The sequence below is a fragment of the Intestinimonas massiliensis (ex Afouda et al. 2020) genome (assembly GCF_001244995.1).
Taxonomy (GTDB): Bacteria; Bacillota; Clostridia; order Oscillospirales; family Oscillospiraceae; genus Intestinimonas; species Intestinimonas massiliensis.
The window spans coordinates 450,053-467,952 of sequence record NZ_LN869528.1 but is presented as its reverse complement, the minus strand read 5'-3'; the positions used below and the strand labels follow the sequence as shown (position 1 = coordinate 467,952).

The 17,900-nt window shown below is 63.4% G+C and carries 16 protein-coding genes; 9 read left to right on the top strand and 7 right to left on the bottom strand.

What is annotated here, in order from left to right; translation table 11 throughout:
* Positions 1-30 precede the first annotated feature (30 nt).
* From BN2154_RS02445 to BN2154_RS02415, 7 genes are all read right to left on the bottom strand, one after another.
* The gene (locus BN2154_RS02445) at positions 31-1,149 is read right to left on the bottom strand and encodes a hypothetical protein (protein ID WP_050617279.1); all 1,119 of its coding nucleotides are present in this window, start codon (positions 1,147-1,149) and stop codon (positions 31-33) included.
* 39 nt (positions 1,150-1,188) lie between these two features.
* The gene (locus BN2154_RS02440) at positions 1,189-1,779 is read right to left on the bottom strand and encodes a lactate utilization protein (protein WP_050617278.1); all 591 of its coding nucleotides are present in this window, start codon (positions 1,777-1,779) and stop codon (positions 1,189-1,191) included.
* 24 nt (positions 1,780-1,803) lie between these two features.
* Positions 1,804-2,676, bottom strand: a complete 873-nt coding sequence (locus BN2154_RS02435) for a YitT family protein (protein ID WP_050617277.1) — start codon at positions 2,674-2,676, stop codon at positions 1,804-1,806.
* Positions 2,677-2,699: 23 nt separating this feature from the next.
* Entirely contained in the window at positions 2,700-4,943 is a 2,244-nt protein-coding gene (locus BN2154_RS02430) for a DNA gyrase subunit A (RefSeq protein WP_050617276.1), read from the bottom strand.
* Positions 4,944-4,994: 51 nt separating this feature from the next.
* On the bottom strand, positions 4,995-6,971 hold the full coding sequence (locus BN2154_RS02425) for a hypothetical protein (protein ID WP_050617275.1): 1,977 nt from the start codon (positions 6,969-6,971) through the stop codon (positions 4,995-4,997).
* A 79-nt stretch (positions 6,972-7,050) separates the two neighbouring features.
* Positions 7,051-8,607, bottom strand: coding sequence for a stalk domain-containing protein (locus BN2154_RS02420; protein WP_050617274.1), 1,557 nt, complete (start codon positions 8,605-8,607; stop codon positions 7,051-7,053).
* Between the two features lie 51 nt (positions 8,608-8,658).
* Positions 8,659-10,644: a DNA gyrase/topoisomerase IV subunit B gene (locus BN2154_RS02415; protein ID WP_050617273.1), complete on the bottom strand. Its 1,986-nt coding sequence runs from the start codon at positions 10,642-10,644 to the stop codon at positions 8,659-8,661.
* Between the two features lie 528 nt (positions 10,645-11,172).
* On the opposite strand from BN2154_RS02415, the gene BN2154_RS02410 reads away from it, so the two are divergent.
* From BN2154_RS02410 to BN2154_RS02370, 9 genes are all read left to right on the top strand, one after another.
* Positions 11,173-11,421, top strand: coding sequence for a DUF2508 family protein (locus BN2154_RS02410; protein WP_050617272.1), 249 nt, complete (start codon positions 11,173-11,175; stop codon positions 11,419-11,421).
* A 3-nt stretch (positions 11,422-11,424) separates the two neighbouring features.
* Positions 11,425-11,694: a pro-sigmaK processing inhibitor BofA family protein gene (locus BN2154_RS02405; protein WP_050617271.1), complete on the top strand. Its 270-nt coding sequence runs from the start codon at positions 11,425-11,427 to the stop codon at positions 11,692-11,694.
* Between the two features lie 103 nt (positions 11,695-11,797).
* Positions 11,798-12,418, top strand: coding sequence for an S-layer homology domain-containing protein (locus BN2154_RS02400; RefSeq protein WP_050617270.1), 621 nt, complete (start codon positions 11,798-11,800; stop codon positions 12,416-12,418).
* A gap of 80 nt (positions 12,419-12,498) precedes the next feature.
* The gene (locus tag BN2154_RS02395; protein WP_242853671.1) at positions 12,499-12,978 is read left to right on the top strand and encodes a MarR family winged helix-turn-helix transcriptional regulator; all 480 of its coding nucleotides are present in this window, start codon (positions 12,499-12,501) and stop codon (positions 12,976-12,978) included.
* A gap of 100 nt (positions 12,979-13,078) precedes the next feature.
* On the top strand, positions 13,079-14,158 hold the full coding sequence (locus tag BN2154_RS02390; RefSeq protein WP_195892299.1) for a putative glycoside hydrolase: 1,080 nt from the start codon (positions 13,079-13,081) through the stop codon (positions 14,156-14,158).
* Positions 14,159-14,393: 235 nt separating this feature from the next.
* A complete protein-coding gene (locus BN2154_RS02385) occupies positions 14,394-14,738 on the top strand; it encodes a hypothetical protein (RefSeq protein WP_242853670.1) in 345 nt (114 codons plus the stop codon).
* A gap of 1 nt (position 14,739) precedes the next feature.
* Complete coding sequence (locus tag BN2154_RS02380; protein ID WP_050617267.1) at positions 14,740-16,689, top strand: V-type ATP synthase subunit I; 1,950 nt, start codon at positions 14,740-14,742, stop codon at positions 16,687-16,689.
* 4 nt (positions 16,690-16,693) lie between these two features.
* Positions 16,694-17,182 carry a V-type ATP synthase subunit K gene (locus BN2154_RS02375; RefSeq protein ID WP_050617266.1) on the top strand — a complete coding sequence of 163 codons (489 nt, stop codon included), beginning with the start codon at positions 16,694-16,696 and terminating at the stop codon, positions 17,180-17,182.
* A gap of 20 nt (positions 17,183-17,202) precedes the next feature.
* Complete coding sequence (locus BN2154_RS02370) at positions 17,203-17,889, top strand: V-type ATP synthase subunit E (protein ID WP_050617265.1); 687 nt, start codon at positions 17,203-17,205, stop codon at positions 17,887-17,889.
* The last annotated feature ends 11 nt before the right edge of the window (positions 17,890-17,900 follow it).

Genomic DNA, 17,900 nt, shown 5'->3' with positions numbered 1-17,900 from the left:
AAAATACGCCGCAATTGTCAAGGGGTAAATTCAATTTTTTTCGCCGCAGGCGGGGTAATCCTCTGCGCTCCACTCGGCCCCGGAGAGGGCCAGGTAATCCTGGTCGGTCAGATAGAAGCCGTCCCGGCCCAGTGAGGCGTCCACATGGCGGTGGCTTCCGTCCACGGTGACGATGTTCCAGAAGTGCTCCTGTCCGTCCAGAGTGCCCCGGACCACGGTGCATTCGGCCCCCGCTGTGTCGCACAGCAGTTGGAAGGCCAGGGCAAGCGCCTCGCTGTCCGGGGCGCCCTCCACCAGGGCGGCGTAGGGCCAGGAGGACGGGACAAGGGAGCCGCTCTCCTCCGGCGCGGCGGCTTCCAGGGCAGCCCGGTGGTCCAATAGAGCTCCAAACAGGGCAGAGAGCAGCAGCCGGCCCCGGAAATTCCGGCTGACGGCGGGCTGGGCCACCTCCCGGGCGGCCTCTTGGAGCTGGGCGCTTTTAAGGCGCAGGGCCTCCACCGGCTCGGCGTAGGTAAAGGAAATCTCCACAATACGCTGGTAGCCCGCGTCCGGGTAGATGGCCACGGACAGCTCCGGCATGCCGAAGGCGGCCGCCGGGGTGTCATAATAGGCCTGGAGGGCCAGGGCGCGGATGTAGTCCTCGTCCTCATTGAAGTAAGTCACCCGCAGTACCGCCTCCGGCTGAAATTGGGCCAGGGCCCCCTGGACCTCGCTGCGGATGGCGCTGGAGCCGGTGACGGGGACGACGCTGCGGATCTGCTCCAGGGTACGGCGGTAGCCGATGGTGATGGTGGCCTGATAGTAGGTGAGGATGCGAGAGAATTCGTGCTTGATGTAGTCCACCGCATAGGCTCCCAGTGGGTCCTCATGGCTTACCTCCAGACAGGCGGCGGTCAGGTCGGCCTCCACATCCCGGGTGTTGTAGTTGCTGAGCTGGATGACGCCCTGCTCCTGACAGGCGGAGACCAGGCTGAGGATGCCACTGACCAGCTCCTGGTAGTTCTCCACCCGGATGACCGAGGAGTCGTCCTCGGCGGCGGAGAGCATGCTGTGGGGCTCCACCGTCAGGTACTCCCCGTGGAGCATGGCCTCGCAGCCCGTCAACAGCAGAGACAGGCAGAGTGCCAGGGCCAATATCCGCGTTTTCAAGGGCTCTGCCTCCTCTTATGTATCGGGTGGGCCCGGGCCTCAGTAGCCCAGGGGCTCGTCCACCAGCACAACCTCAAAATCCATGGACGTGGGCTTTTTCCAATAGACCACCAGGGCCGCGCAGATGCGCTCCGGGCTGGAGCAGTTGTAGCACCGGTCTCCCTTGGCGGCGCAGGGGGTCTTGCGCTGCAGGCGCTGGGCATTCTTGGGGGCGGCAATGTTCCGTGCCCGCCACAGGGCCGATTCGTAGTCCGGAGCCACCTTGTTGACGCCGATGATAAAGTAGACCTTCTCGTGCCCGTACAGTCCGGAGGAGACCCGGTTGCCGTTGCCGTCGATGTTGATGAGCTCGCCGGTCTCCGCCGCGCCGTTCACCGAGGACAGGTATACCTGGCAGGTGGCGGCGGCGGCCTGGTCGCCGTCCCCAGTCCAGTGCCAGTGCAGGGTATTGTGGGTGCGCAGCCGCTCGGCCAGGCCCATCTCCAGCACGGTGATGGAGCCGCCCACGCCCACCGTCTTGCCGTCGATCTGGTCGTCCAGATAGTCGGCGGCCTGGGCGGCGGTGGCGAAGTGGGTCACTTCAAAGCCGTTTTTCTGCAGGTTCTGCTTCAGTTTTTCCAGATCAGCCATAGTCATGTTCCTCCTGGATTAAGATCAGATGTCGTTTTGCTTGTAGTCCCGAAAGCCGTCGCCCAGGACCTCGTGGGCCTCGCACACGATGATGAAGGCGGCGGGGTCCAGCTCCTTCACCAGCCGCTTGATGGCCACGATCTGCCGCTGCTTGAAGGCCACCAGCAGCACCTTCTTCTCCGCCCCGGAATAGGCGCCCTCCCCGTGCAGGATGGTGACGCCCCGGTCGATGTCCCGGATGATGGCGTCGGAGATCTCCCGGTGGCGGTCACTGATGATGTAGGCCACCTTGGCGTTGTCCAGCCCGTAGAGCACCATATCCATGACCAGCGTGGAGATATACAGGGCCACCAGGCCGTACAGGGCGCTGTTCAGGTTGCCGAAGGCGACGGCCACCGCCACGATGACCACCAGGTCGATGACCATCAGCAGCTTGCCCATGGGCAGCCAGGCCAGACGGAGCTTCAGGAGGCGGGCGATGAGATCGGTGCCCCCGGTGGTAGCCCCCTGAAGGAACACCACACCCAGGGAAGCGCCCATGAGCACGCCGCCGTAGATGCAGGCCAGCAGGGGCTCCATGGGTCGGAAGGGACCCGCCAGAGCGGTCATGCCGTCGATCATCAGGGAGGAGACAAACATGGCGTACAGGCTGGTCACCAGCAGGTGGCCGCCGATGAACCGCCAGCCCAGCAGGAACAGGGGGATGTTCAGCAGGATAACCACCGTGCCGATGGGGGCCCAGGGCAGAGCCGAATGGATGATCTGAGCCACGCCGGTGATGCCGCCGAAGCCGATGAGGTTGGGGGCATAGCACCAGTTGAAGCCCAGCGCGTAGACCGCGCTGGCCAGGGTGAGCCAGAGATAGGCGGTGAAAGTCTTGTATACACGCTGCTTCATGGGTTACCTCGGTTCTGAATGTGTTACAGCAGGGTCATCTGCTCCTCGCCCCGGTCCTCCTCCTTCAGCAGGGCTCCCGCCACCGGGAGGGAGCGGGCCCGGTAGCGGGCGGCGTTGACGATGGGCGTGTCGGCCAGGGGGCGGGCGTCAGCCACCTGATACTTGGGCTTGAGGGTCATCACGTTGACCCCCTGGGTGGCGCGGGTGGATTTGGGCGCCAGGGAGGCGGTGTGGAAGATGAGGCACCGGCCCTCCGTGGAGGTAACGGCCATCTCCAGATCCTCCTTGAGCAGCAGGGCGGTGACCAGAGGGCTCTTGTCGGAGTAGGCCCCCGTCAGCTTTTTTCGCTTGGTCTGGGTCTGATAGGCGGACAGCTCCACCCGGGCCGCCTTGCCGTTTTCGAAGAAGAAGAGGATGTGGCCGGCGAAGTCGCCGGTGACCACCGCCCACAGGGGACTCTCCCCCTCGTCAAAGCCCAGCTTGGTGGGCAGGTAGTCCCCCAGTACGCTGGCCTTGGCGTCGTCAAAGTCGGACAGCCACGCCTTGTAGCACTGCTGGCGGTCGGTAAAGACCAGCAGCTCGTCCCGGTTGCTCCCTTCCCACTGGAGGAAGGGGCCGTCCCCCTCCTTGTACTTCTGCTCCGAGGACATGCGCAGGGAGGCGGGGGTGATCTTTTTAAAGTAGCCCTCCCGGGAGAGAAAGATGTGGACGGGGTAATCGGGCACGTCGGCCTCCGGCTCCGCCGTCTCGGACTCGTGCTCGTAGACGATCCCGGTCCGGCGGGGCTGGGCGTACTTCTTCTTGACGGCCTCCAGTTCCCCGATGATGACCTGTTTGATGCGGCCCGGGTCGTTGACCAGGTCCCGCAGGTCGGCGATCTCGTCCTCCAAGGAAGAGGTTTCCTCGGTCCGCCGCAGGATATACTCCTTGTTGATGTTGCGCAGGCGGATATCCGCCACGTATTCGGCCTGGACCTGGTCAATGCCGAAGCCGATCATCAGGTTGGGGACGACCTCGGCGTCCTCCTCGGTCTCCCGGATGATCCGGATGGCCCGGTCGATATCCAGCAGGATCTTTTGCAGGCCCTGGAGCAGGTGGAGCTTTTCCTCCCGCTTTTTCAGGACGAAATAGGTCCGGCGGCGCACGCCCTCCATGCGCCAGGCGGTCCACTCTTCCAAGATCTCTCGCACCCCCATGACCCGGGGCATCCCGGCGATGAGAATGTTGAAGTTGCAGGAGAAGGAGTCCCGCAGGGGGGTCATGCGGTAGAGCTTCTGCATCAGCTTGTCCGGATCGGTGCCGCGCTTGAGATCAATGGTCAGCTTCAGACCGTTCAGGTCGGTCTCATCCCGCATATCGGCGATTTCCCGCAGCTTGCCCGTCTTGACCAGCTCGGCCACCTTGTCCATGATGGCCTCGGCTGTGGTGGAGTAGGGGATCTCGTAGATCTCGATGAGATTCTCATCCTTCACATACCGCCACTTGGCCCGGACCTTGAAGGACCCCCGCCCGGTGCGGTAGATGGCGGACAGCTCGTCTGCGTCGTAGAGCAGCTCGCCGCCGGTGGGGAAATCGGGGGCCTTCAGGGTGGACATGAGGTCGTGGCCGGGGTTTTTCAGGTAGGCCACGGTGGTGTCACACACCTCGCCCAGGTTGAAGCCGCAGATGTTGGAGGCCATGCCCACGGCGATGCCCATGTTGGAGGACACCAGCAGGTTGGGAAAGGTGGTGGGCAGCAGGGTGGGCTCCATCAGGGAGCCGTCGTAGTTGGGAGTGAAGTCCACCGTGTCCTGGTCGATGTCCCGGAACAGCTCGGCGCAGATGGGGTCCAGCCGGGCCTCGGTGTACCGGCTGGCGGCCCAGGCCATGTCCCGGGAGTAGACCTTGCCGAAGTTGCCCTTGGAGTCCACCAGAGGGTGCAGCAGGGCCCCGTAGCCCCGGCTGAGGCGGACCATGGTGTCGTAGATGGCGGCGTCGCCGTGGGGGTTGAGCTTCATGGTCTGGCCCACGATGTTGGCGCTCTTGGTCCGGGCGCCCCCCAGCAGCTTCATGGTGTACATGGTGTACAGCAGCTTGCGGTGGGAGGGCTTGAAGCCGTCGATCTCCGGGATGGCCCGGGAGACGATGACGCTCATGGCGTAGGGCATGTAGTTGATTTCCAGGGTCTCGGTGATGGGCTGCTCCAGCACCTCGGGATGCAGGCCCATCACATTGGGATCGGCCGGGCGGTGCTTGACCTCGTCGTCCGGCTTCTTTTTCTTAGCCATTGGTATCAATTCCTCGTTCGGTGGATTTCCGGGCGCGCGGGGGCCGGAGGCTCACTCCAGGTTCCACAGGTCCTCCGCCGGGAGGACGGCGGCGCCCTCGGGCGGGGTGACGGCGGGCGCGGCGGAGGTGGTCTTGGTGGAAGCGGTGACGGTCAGGCGGAGCACGCCCTCATTCTTGACGTGGTACTCCAGCTCGATCTCACTGCCGGAGAGGGCCAGGGACCAGCCCGCGGTGATGCGGCCCTCGGTGGAATAAGCGGAGTAGGGCTCGGGGCGGTAGACCAGACTGCCGGTGACGGTGCCATCGGCTTTCACGGTGAGAGTGAGGGCAAACTCCCGGATATCCTCCGCGGTGGAATAGGAGCCGCTCTCCGCCAGCAGGTCGCCCAGGTCCTCCTTGCTCAGGGTGAGCACGGAGTCCCGGCCCTTCTGTACAAAGCGGTCGTCGCCCACCAGGGCGGCCAGGGTGTCGGCGGCCTCGGTCAGATACTGGTAGCTGCGGGCATAGGAGTACCCGTTGGCGTCGGGGCCGCTCAGCAGGTAGAGATAACCGCCCACGGTGGGGGTAACGTCCGGACTCAGGTCCAGATAGCCCTCCAGGGACTGGGAGATCCACACGTCCTTGGGGTACGGCTTGCCCAGGATGGAGAACAGGGAGGAGAACAGGGACATACGCAGATAGAGCATCTCGTTCTCCTGGTCCAGCCGGGCGCCGAAGTCCCCCTTCAGCAGGGCGCTGTACTGCCCCGGTAGGGCGTCGTCCGTGGATTGGGTGAGAGAGGGATTGGCGGCCTTCAGAATGTCCATCAGAGAGGACAGGTCATAGGAGCCGCTGAGCTCCACGCCGGCGGCACCGGACAGGGCGGTGAGCGCGGCGCTCATGGTCCAGGTCTGGTCCCCGTCCAGGGAGTTGAACTTGGTATATCCGGCGGTGATGTCCACGGCGGACTGATAGTTCTTCCCATCCTCCGGGGCCCAGGCGGCCAGGGCGCGGTTCAGAACGGTAAAGCGGGCGTCGGTCTCCGCGATAAAGCCTGCCCGATCAAGGAGGACCACGGTCTGATAGGCGTCGTCCCAGAACACCTCGTAGCCCGCGGCCACGGCCGCGTCGCGCAGGGGGACATACCCGTCCGCGCCGCCGCTTGCCGACGAGCCGATGGCGGCGTTCAGCGCGTCGGCGTAGACGTAAGTGACGCCGTCCACCGCATAGGGCGGTTTGTCCTGAGGGAAGGAGAGGTAAGTACCGTCCACCATGACGCCCAACTGGCCGGGCACCCCGCCCATGGCGAGGATCTCCTCGTTGCGGGTGTCCTCCCAGGACTGGCTCCAGGCCATGCTGTAGATCATATCGTCCAGCATATCCTGCCGGAAGTCCTCTTCGGCGGCCAGGTCCATCCAGCGCATGTAGTCCTCCTTGCCGCCGGACCACCAGCTATAATTTTCCTCAAAATAGGCGTCGGCATCGAAGGCGGCGATGACGCCGGGATGGGCGGCCTCGAATTCGTCCAGCATGGCCTGGCGCTCCTCCTGGGCGATGAGGGTGTCCACGTAGTCGTCCAGCATGAAGTCCTTGAAGGCTTCCTGGGTCTCCAGTCCCCACTCCGCCATGAACGCCTGCTTCGGGTCCTCATAGTAGTGTGCCTGGAACCAGGCGTCGGGGTCAAAGGCGCTGAGGGCGCCGGGATGGGCGGATTCGTACTGGTCCATCCAGGTCTGACGCGCCTCGTCGGCCTGCATACCGGCCAGCCAGTCGTCCCGCATGAAATCGCAGAAATCCTGCTCGGTCTCCAGACCCCAATCGGACATAAACTCCTCCTTGGAGGAGTACCACCAGTCGGACAGGTACTCGTTTTCAAAATAGGCGTCGGCATCGAAGGCGGCCGCCTCCTCAGGGTGAGCGGCCAGCCACTGGGTCTTCCAGGCCACCCATTCCGGGTCGGTGTTTTCGCCCTCGTAAGCCAGGGCGGGCACGGCCAGGGAGAGGGTCAGGGACAGGGCCAGCAGCAGGGACAGGAATGTTTTTTTCATAAGTAAGCCTCCTTTGTTAAAATGAGACGGCCGGAGCTGCCGCTTTCAGCGGCCCGATTTCCATGGATGACCGCTATCTTCATCCGGGGAGGGGGACGACGCCGGCCTGGAACAGATTGTCGTCCAGAAGGCGGGCCATATCCGGGGTGGTGCGCATTTCCCGATAAAGCAGGCCGCGGCTGGTCTGCCACACGTCGGCGGCGTCCTGACCGCTCCAGGCACACCAGCCCTCCAGATAATTTTCATAGGCCGCTTCCCAGGCAGAGAACTGGTCGCACAGGGCCTGCGCGGCGGGCTCCACCAGCTCCAGGGCTTCATAATAGGTCACGTAACCGGCCAGATAGCCCCACTGTGCCAGATGGCTTACCCGGAACAGGTCCCAGGCGGGGTAGGTCTGGTCGAGCGACTGGACCAGGGTCCCGACGGCAGCGATCAGGGCCTCCCGGTCGGTGATGCCCCAGCTATCGGCCAGGATCCGCCGGCCAAAGTCGGGCCCGGTGGTCTCCAGCCGGTTGGATACCACGCCCCCCACGGGGTTGGCGCCAAAGCGGCGCTTGCCGCCGAAAAGGTGCGCCTCCTGGGGGTTATTTTCATAGTTGAGCAGCGCACCCATGGCCAGGGCCCAGGCCTCCAGATTCGAGTCGCCTGCCACAGACTTGTCCTCCTGTATGACCACATGCTGCTGGCCGCCGTTCCACTCCACGCTCTGGCCGAAACATTCGGCGATATACCGGATGGGGATGTATGTGCGGTTGTTCTCGGCGTAGGGAGCCACATCCATCTGGAAGGGCTCGCCGTTGCGCAGGGCCTCCGTGCGGTCCAGGGTCATGACGAAGGTGTCGGCGGCCCGCCGAATGGTGATCTGCCGGGAGCTGGCGTCATAGTCCACTGTGGCTCCCATGAGCTCGGCCAGGCGACGAATCGGGACCATGGTGCGCTGGTTCCGGGTCTGGGCGGTGGTGGTGTCCACAGCGTCGGCGCTGATGCGGACGGAACGGGGATGGACCAGGTCGCCGTCCAGGGTGACGAAAAGGAGGCTTTTGGCATAGGCCAGTCGCTCGGCGGACACGCCGTTGGCCTGCCCCCAGTTCAGGATCTGGTCCATGGTGAATGATTCGTAGGGGAAGAGATATGCCACCGAGGCCGCATAATGGCCAAGGGCTCCTTCCAGCCCGGTGGTCAGGTCATGGGTCCACAGCTTGGACCGGGCGTTCCAGAGGTAGGCCAGATAGCAGGCGGGCTCATCTCCCTTGCCGTAGTAGGCGGCCATCTCGAAATCGGAGGAGATCCCGACGGCCTTCCCCTGGGCTGCGGCGTTGAGGGCGTACTTCACGTCGATGAGCCCCAGCTCGAAGCGCACGCCGGGGTCGTTGGATTTTTTCAGCTCCCTCTGGCGGTTGTACAGCACGGTGCTGGAGCTGCTGGTGGGAGCCAGATTGCCCGCCGCCGCGTCCTCCCGCAGGGAGAGGATCTTGCTCCAGGTATCCCCTTTGTAGGCCTGGCTGTTTGCAAACACCGCATATTCCTCTGCCGGACACCAGGTGGGGGGCGTCGGGCCGGCGGCTCCTGCGGCAAAGGAGGGAATGGCCAGGGAGAGGGACAGAGCCAGCAGCAGGGACAAAAATCGCTTTTTCATGGGGTGCCTCCTTATGGATCGTGATCGTAGGGACGGAAGCGGTGCGGGGGTTCAGGAAATATCGGCCAGCTCCAGGTATTTGTAGCCGTTGTCGGCGATGTGGGTTTTACGGCCGGTGAGGTTGTCGCCCAGCAGCAGGTCGAAGACCTGGGCGGTACGGGTTACGTCCTCGGGCATGACCCGGATGAGCCGCCGGGTGGCCGGATTCATGGTGGTCAGCCACATCATCTCCGGCTCATTCTCACCCAGACCCTTGGAGCGGTTGATGATGCACTTCTTATCCCGGAGCTCCCCGCCGAGGATATCGTTTTTCTCCTTGTCCGAGTAGGCAAACCAGGTCTTTTCCTTATAATTGATCTCGTACAGGGGGGATTCCGCAATGTAGACGTACCCCCGCTGGATCAGGGTGGGGGTGAGCCGGTAGAGCATGGTGAGAATCAGGGTGCGGATCTGGAAGCCGTCCACGTCGGCGTCGGTGCAGATGACGATCTTGCTCCAGCGCAGGTTCATCAGGTCAAAGGCCGCCATGTCCTTGGCGTGGCGGTCGTTGACCTCCACCCCGCATCCCATGACCTTCAGAAGGTCGGTGATGATCTCACTTTTGAAGATTTTGGCGTAGTCGGCCTTGAGGCAGTTGAGGATCTTGCCCCGGACGGGCATGATGCCCTGGAACTCCGCGTCCCGGGAGAGCTTGACGCTGCCCAGAGCCGAGTCGCCCTCCACGATGTAGAGCTCCCGTCGCTCGGTGTCCTTGCTGCGGCAGTCCACAAATTTCTGCACCCGGTTGGCGATGTCCAGACTGCCCGACAGCTTCTTTTTGATGTTGAGGCGGGCCTTCTCCGCCGACTCCCGGGAGCGCTTGTTGATGAGCACCTGCTCGGCGATCTTCCCCGCGTCGAAGGGGTTTTCAATGAAGTAGACCTCCATCTGGCTCTTGAGGAACTCGGTCATGGCGTCCTGGATGAACTTGTTGTTGATGGCCTTCTTGGTCTGATTTTCATAGGAGGTTTGGGTGGAAAAGTTGTTGCTGACCAGCACCAGGCAGTCCTGGATGTCGTTCCAGGTGATCCTGCTCTCGCTCTTCTGGTACTTGCCCTGGGCCTTCAGATAGCCGTCGATGGCCGAGACGAAGGCCGATTTCACCGCCTTCTCCGGACTACCGCCGTGCTCCAGCCAGGAGGAGTTGTGGTAGTGCTCAATGACCTGCACCGTGTTGGAGAAGCAGAAGGACACCGACAGCTTTACCTTATATTCCGGCTTGTCCGCCCGGTCCCGGCCCTTCCGCTCGGCCTGCCAGAACACCGGGGAGGTGAGGGGATTTTCCCCCGCCAGCTCGGAGACGTAGTCCACAATGCCGTTTTCATACCGGAATTCGGTGGTCTCGAACTTGCTGCCGGCCTGATTGCGGAACCGGAAGGTGACTCCGGCGTTGACCACCGCCTGCCGCTTGAGAACGTCCCGATAGTAGTCCACCGGAATGTCGATGTCGGTAAAGACCTCCAGGTCCGGCTTCCAGCGGAATTTCGAGCCGGTCTTTTTCCCGCTGTGGGGGGCCTTCTGCAGCCCGCCGATGTTCTCTCCCTTCTCGAAGTGGAGGGTGTACTCCAGGCCGTCCCGGTGGATGACGGCGTCGAAGTACTCCGAGGCGTACTGGGTGGCGCAGGAGCCCAGACCGTTGAGGCCCAGGGAGTATTCATAGTTGTCGCCGTCGTTGGTGTTGTATTTGCCGCCGGCGTACAGCTCGCAGAACACCAGCTCCCAGTTGTACTTCTGCTCCTTCTCGTTCCAGTCCACCGGGCAGCCCCGGCCGAAGTCCTCCACCTCGATGGACTTGTCCTCGTAGCGGGTAACGGTGATGAGGCTGCCGTGGCCCTCCCGGGCTTCGTCGATGGCGTTGGACAAAATCTCGAATACGGCGTGCTCGCACCCCTCCAGCCCGTCGGAGCCGAAGATGACCCCGGGCCGCTTGCGGACCCGGTCGGCCCCCTTCAGGGCGGAGATGGATTCGTTGCCGTACTGCTTGGCGCTTTTTGGCATGGGACTCTCCTCACATTTCCATAATAACTCAAGATATAGTGTATCCCATTTGACAGCAATGTGTCAAGGAAAGGCGGGCTACAAAAAAACCACGGCTTCGCGGAAGGCGGGACGAAAAAGCGCGCCGCAGGAATCTTCCTGCGGCGCGTTGCGGTCCTGCGTCCTTCCGCCTGACAAAATCGTCTCGCGGGGGAGGACCTCTTAAATCCGGACAGGCGTGCGGCTGCTTTGGGGTTGGGTTTTCAAAAACGTCTCCCAATGCGCCGGCCGTCCTTCCGCCTTTCGCCTGAGGGCGGTCTTTGGATTCCCTCCGCCCGTCAGAGCGGCGGTTCCGTGTCGCCCGGCACCGGCTTAGAAGGAAATGCGGCTGCGGGGCAAAGCGCGTTCGACTTTCAGCCCCGACTGTCCTGCCCGGATCTAGTATGCGCGGGGCGCGCAAGAGCATGCCCGGATTTTTCTGGTATGGGACATGGCATAATTGTCCAAACTTACCATAGACTATATTGAAACAGAAGGGAGGCGGTCCAAATGGCGGAGGCGGCGCGGGTCTTTTCCTTCCGCAGACGGGCGGAGAGCGAGCAGGAGTCGGAGAAACGAGCCCTGAAGGAGGGACTGGCCCAGACCCGGACCCTCATCAGCCAAGCGTATGCCGGCTTCAACAGCACCCACGACCCGGACCTCATCGAATCCTATGTCTTTGAGATCAATTCGCTCCAGGCCCGGTATTCCTACCTGCTCCGGCGGGTCAAGGAGATGGAGAGCTGCGGGGAGGGGTGAGGCATGACGCTGATGACCGATACCCTGCCCTGGCTCCTGGTGGGCCTGCTGGCGGTGGGGGTGCTGGCCCTGCTGGGCCGCCCCCTGAAGCATCTGCTCCGGCTGTGCCTGCGGACCGGGGTGGGGCTGGCCGCGCTGGCGGCCTTCAGCCCCGTGGGCGGCCTTATCGGGGTGAGCCTGGGGGTCAATCTGGCCAACGCCCTGGTGATGGGGCTGCTGGGTGTGCCCGGCTTCGGCCTGCTGCTGATGCTCCACTGGGCCCTGGCCCTGTAAAAAACAGGACCGGTCCCGGACGCAAAAAGTGGGCCGGCGTTCACAGTTTTGTAAAATCCCTGTCGTAAAATGGGTGCACTGATTCAGAAATGAGGTGCATCCCATGCGACAGGGATTTTTTACGGCGCTTTTTGCCCTGGCCCTCACGGCCGGATTGACGGTGGGGGCGGCCGCAGCCTCCTACACCGACGTGGCGACGGGGGCCTGGTACTACGACGCGGTGACCAAGGTCACCCGGGACGGGCTGATGAACGGCACGTCGGAGACCACCTTCTCCCCCGAGACCCCGGTGACCCGGGGTATGGTGGCGGCAGTGCTCTGGCGGCTGGCCGGCAGCCCCGCCCCGGCGGACCGGAGCTCCTTCCCCGATGTGGAGGGCTGGTACTATTACGCCGACGCGGCGGCCTGGTGCGCCCAGCAGAGCATCGCCGCAGGGTACGGCGACGGCTCCTTCGGCGGCGGCGACATCGTCACCCGGGAGCAGCTCGCCGTTTTTCTGTGGCGGTACGCCCAGTATGCCGGCCTGGAGCTGGCCGCCGGTGTGCTGGACATCTATCCCGACCGGGACGGCATCCACACCTGGGCCCGGGAGGGCATGGCCCACGCCGTGGGCGCGGGCCTTATCACCGGCAGGGACGGCAACCGCCTGGACCCCGGCGGACCGGCCAGCCGGGCCCAGCTAGCCGTCATCCTCCGGCGGCTGACCACCCCCGCGGTGGGATAAGGAGGGGCGCTTCCGCTTTATTAACTTTTCATGAATCTTTTTAGGCCTGAATTGACGAAGCGCCCCCAAAGCGATATGATTTGTTCGTATTTGAAGCAGTCGGCCAGAAGGGAGCGGCAGACATGAAGGGTTCCGGCGATATTCTGATGCGATACCTCAAGGTGACACAGCACATGTCCCGTCTCTTTCGGGAGCATTTTGGACGGCTGCACCTGACCTTTCCACAGGCGCTGGTGCTCACCGTGCTGGGTGAGGAGGGCCCCATGCCCATCAGCGCTCTGGCCGAGCGGACGGGCAGCGCCAATTCCACCGTCTCCGGCATCGTGGACCGGCTGGAAAAGCTGGAGCTGGCCCGCCGGGAGCGCTCCGGTGAGGACCGCAGGGTCATCTACGTGGCCGCCACCGCCCGGTATGAACAGCTCCGGAAAAAGACCGAGACCGACGTGGGGGGATACTTTTCCTCTGTGATGGATACCCTGACGGAGAGGGAAAAGGACCAGATCATCGCGGCGCTGTCTCGCCTGGATGAGGCCCTGCTGGCCTGGGAGGCCACAGAATAGCCGCCGGGAAGAGCCTTCTCTTTCCTTTTGCGGCTCGCCGTGATATACTGCTTCCGCCCGACCGATGAACATCCGCTTGCGATCAAAGGATGAAGTTGAGATGAGAAAGAATTACGGCTATGATTCTTACCGCGGCCGCTCTCCCCTCCGCAGCGTACTGAAATGGATCATCGCCCTGTTGGCGGCGGTGCTGGTGCTGACGGTAGCTGCATTGCTCTGGCTACAACAATTTATGGTTTACTCGTCTGAGGGGGGAAGGCTAGTGTTCCCGTGGACGGAACAAAATACCCCTTCTGCAAGCCCCTCTGCAGAATGGGAGTCCCCGGCGGTCAGCCCCACAGTGGTGGTGGTCACCCCGGAGGCCCCTGCGCCGGAATACCTCCACGCCGCCCTGCTGCCCCGGGAGGCCCTTTCCGACGGCACTGCGGAGGACCGGCTGGCGGAGGCCGGGGCGCAGGCCGCCCTCTTTGATATGAAAGGGGACGATGGCTCCCTGGCCTATGTTTCGGCGCTGGATCTGGCCGTCCGTGCCGGGGCCTCTTCGGCGGACCCGGACCGCAACGCCGCCATCCGGGAGCTCAACGGCCGGGAAGGGCTCTATACCGTGGCACGGGTCTCCTGCTTTAAGGATGACAAGCTCTCCGACGCCGACCGGAGCCTGAATATCACCACCAACAGCGGCTATCGCTGGACCGACCCCGAGGGGCTCAAGTGGTCCAGCCCCACCAGCCAGACGGTGCGGCAGTATGTGGCCGGGGTGTGCGCCGAACTGGCCGCCCTGGGCTTTGACGAGATCCTGCTGGACAACGCCGGCTACCCCACCCAGGGCAACCTGGGCTATATCAAGCCGGGCGCCGCCTATGACAGAGCGCAGTTCTCGACCGTCATTGGTGAATTCTACAAGGAAGTAGAGGAAGCCCTGAGCGACTACCCGGAAGTCCGGCTCTCCGTGGCTACCGATCGGGACACGCTGGAGAAGGGCAAGGACGAGCGGTCGGGTCAGACCGTGGCCGCCCTGGCGCAGAGCGCCGACCGCCTCTGGGTGCGCGGAATCGGAGCCGGCTGGGCACAGTGCGTGGAACGCTTGGAAACCGTGGGCTTCGAGGAGCCGGAGGTCCATTTGGTGTCCGTGCAGGACGAGCCCGGTGCCAAGGATCGGAGTTGGGTGTGCTGGCCGTGAAAAAAAGAGGGCCAGATTTGTATGAGTTAAACAAAAAATGGAATCCTAAAAAAGGGCGCGCGGGGCATCCCGTGCGCCTTCTTTTCAAAACCGGTACTGCTGTTCCATAAAGTAGAACGAAACAACTGAGTGCGAAGAAAAAATGCACAAAACTGCACAAGAGCCTGCAAAAGGCAAGGTTGCAATTCCGAAAGGAATAAGGTATGATGCTAATTATCATGGGAGGCATTATACCATGGAAGCGAGATTGAAAGGCGGTGATAACATGTCCCTGGAAGCAGTCCAAATGGTGACGGAGACCGAGCAGAGAGCTCTTCAACGCAAGGCAGAGGCGGTGGAGGCGGCCAAAAAGCTGGTGTCCGACGCCGAGCGGGCGGGCAAGGAGCGGGTGGCCGCGGCGCGGACCGATGCCGAGGCCCAGGCCAGACAGATGATGACCCGGGCAGAGGAGGCGGCTGCCAAACACACAGAGACCGTCATGGAGGAAACGCGGCGGTCCTGCGATGACCTTCGCCGGGCGGCGGAAGGAAAGTTGGAGGACGCGGCGGCACTCATTATCAGAAGGGTAGTGGGAGTCTAATATGTCCATCGTCAAAATGAAACACATTCGCCTGTTCGGCATGGCCGCGGACCGGGAGACCCTTCTCCGGCAGCTCCAGCACCTGGGCTGCGTGGAGATCAGCGAACCCACCGACAAGCTGGCGGACCCCGACTGGGCGGCCCTGACCCGGGTAGACGACGCGGGCCTGGCCCGGGTCAAGGCGGACGCCGCCCTCCTGAACGCCGCCCTGAACACGCTGAAGGGGATCGGCAAGGAGAAGGGGGGGCTGCTACAGGCCCGGCCGGAGGTCACCGAGGGGCAGCTCTTCGACGAAGGGCTGCGCGCCTCCGCCATGGAGGCGGCCCAGGCGGTCAACGCCCAGGAAAAGCGGATCTCCGCCATCCAGAACGAACAGGGCAAGCTCCGGGCACAGAAGGCCGCCCTGACCCCCTGGCTGGAGCTGGACATCCCCCTGGAGACCACCGGTACCCGGGAGGTGTCCGCCACCTTCGGCGCGGTGATGTCCACCGTCGCCCTGGATACGGTGAAACAGGCGCTGGAGGAGGCCACGGAGCTGGTGGAGGTGATCCCCGCCGGCAAGGACCGGGAATTCCAGTACGTATTGATCCTATGCCACCGCAGCGCCGAGGAGACCGCCTTCGAGACGCTGAAAAAATTTGGCTTTTCGCGCTCCTCCCTGCGGGGCTGGACCGGCACCGCCCGGGAGAACACCGACCGGCTGGAGGGGGAGTTGCGCCGGCTGGAGGGCGAGCTGGAGGAGGCGAAAAGCGCCATCGCGGCCCTGGTCCCCCATCGGGAGGACATCAAGCTGTGCATTGACCGCATGACCCAGGAGATCCAGCGGGAGGAGTACAAGGGCCGGCTTTTGCAGTCCCAGGCCACCATCTTCTTCGAGGGCTGGGTCCCGGCGGAAAATCTCCCCGCCCTGGAAAAGGTGCTGGGGCAGTACCCCGCCGCTTGGGAGGCCAACGACCCCGCGCCGGAGGAGTACCCTCAAGTCCCCATCAAGCTCAAGAACAACAAACTGACCAGGCCCCTGAACATGGTCACCAACATGTATGTGCTCCCCGCCTACGACGGCGTGGACCCCAACCCGCTGATGGCCCCCTTCTTCATCTTCTTCTTCGGATTGATGATGGCGGATATGGGCTACGGCATCCTGATGGTGGCCGCCGCCCTGGTGGTCATCTACAAGATGAAGCCCAAGGACGGCATGGCGGACTTCGCCGGACTGCTGCTGCTGTGCGGCATCAGCACCTTCCTCATGGGCGCGCTGACCGGCGGCTTCTTCGGGGACTTCATCCCCCAGATCGCCAAGATCATCAATCCGGCCAGCACCCTTGCGCTGCCCGCTCTGTTCACCCCGCTGAACGACACCCTGGCGATCCTGATCGGCTCGCTGGTGCTGGGCCTGATCCAGATCATCACGGGTATGATCATCAGTGTGGTGCGGAAGGTCCAGACCGGGGACGTGGCCGACGCCATCTGGAGCGAGGTCACCTGGTGGATCATCCTGGGCGGCGCGGCCCTGGCCATCCTGGGCATCGGCAGCGTGGGCGGCTACCCCGTGGTGCTGATCGTGGGCCTGGTGATGCTGGTCATCGGTTCCACCCGCAACGCCAAGGGCTTCGGCAAGCTGACCGCCCTCATCGGCGCGGTCTATAACGGCGCCACCGGCTTTTTCAGCGACATCCTGTCCTACGCCCGCCTGATGGCCCTGATGCTGGCCGGCAGCGTCATCGCCCAGGTGTTTAACACCTTGGGCTCCGTCACCGGCAATGTGGTGGGCTTTGTCATCATCTCCTTCATCGGCAATATGCTCAACTTCGCCCTCAACCTGCTGGGCTGCTACGTCCATGACCTGCGGCTCCAGTGTCTGGAGTTCTTCGGACGGTTCTACAAGGAGGGCGGAAAGCCCTTCCGACCCCTGTTCATTCACACCAAATATGTTGATATTAAGGAGGAATAATAACATGTTGGAATTTTTTGAGGCGTTTGGCGGAATTGGCCTGGCTTTCCTGGGCGCGGCGCTGGCGGTGGGCCTGTGCTGCGTCGGCTCCGCAAGGGGCACCGGCATGGTGGGCGAAGCGGCCACCGGCCTGCTCACCGAGGCTCCCGAGCACTTCTCCAAGTGCCTGATCCTGCAGGTGCTCCCCGGCACTCAGGGCCTGTACGGCCTGGTCATCTGGTTCTTCGCCCTGTTCACCATGGGCGCCTTCTCCGGGGGGATCGTGCCCCTGACCGTGACCCAGGGCCTGACCATCTTTGTCTCCTGCATCCCCATGGCCATCGGCGGCTGGCTGTCCGCCAAGTACCAGGGCCGCGTGGCCGCCTCCGCCATCAATGTGGTGGCTAAAAAGCCCGACGACTGGGCCAAGGGCATCATTCTCTGCGGCATCGTGGAGTTCTACGCCATCCTGTCCCTGCTGGCCTCCGTGCTGCTGCTGATGAACGCCCTTTAATGGGGAAAGGCGGTAACCGAATGAACGGAATCGAAAAGATCACAGGTCAGATCGACGCCGATGTCCAGAAGGAGATCGACGAGCTGACCGCCCAGGCCCAGGCCCAGGCGGCGGAGATCTCCGCCAAATATGAGGAGCAGGCCAAAAGCGACTCCGGCGCCATCCTCCAAAAGGGGACGCAGGACGCCGCGCAGCGGGAGGAGCGGCTGGCCAGCGTGGCCCAGCTCGAGGCCCGTAAGCTGGTCCTGGCCGCCAAGCAGGAGATGGTAGGCAAGGCCTTTGACAAGGCCCTGGCCGATCTGGCGGCCCTGCCCGACGAGCAGTACGTGGCTCTGCTGGCCGATCTGGCCGTCAAGGCCAGCCGCACGGGCCGGGAGCAGGTCATCTTCTCCCAGAAGGACCGGTCCCGCTTCGGCAAGGCGGTGGTCACACGGGCCAACGAGATCCTAGCCCGGCAGGTGGCCCCCAAGCTCCCCGACGAGCTGACCGAGACCAAGGCGGGCGCCGTGCTGGACAAGGTGGTCACCGGAGCCTCGGCCGTGCTGGCCGGTACCGGGATGCTCACCATGGCCGAAGAGACCCGTCCCATGGCGGGCGGCCTCATCCTCCGGGACGACAAGGTGGAGACCAACTGCTCCTTCGAGGTGCTCATCCACCTCCAGAAGGAGGACCTGGCCGCGGAAGTGGCAAGGGCGCTTTTTGAATAACGGTCCCTCAC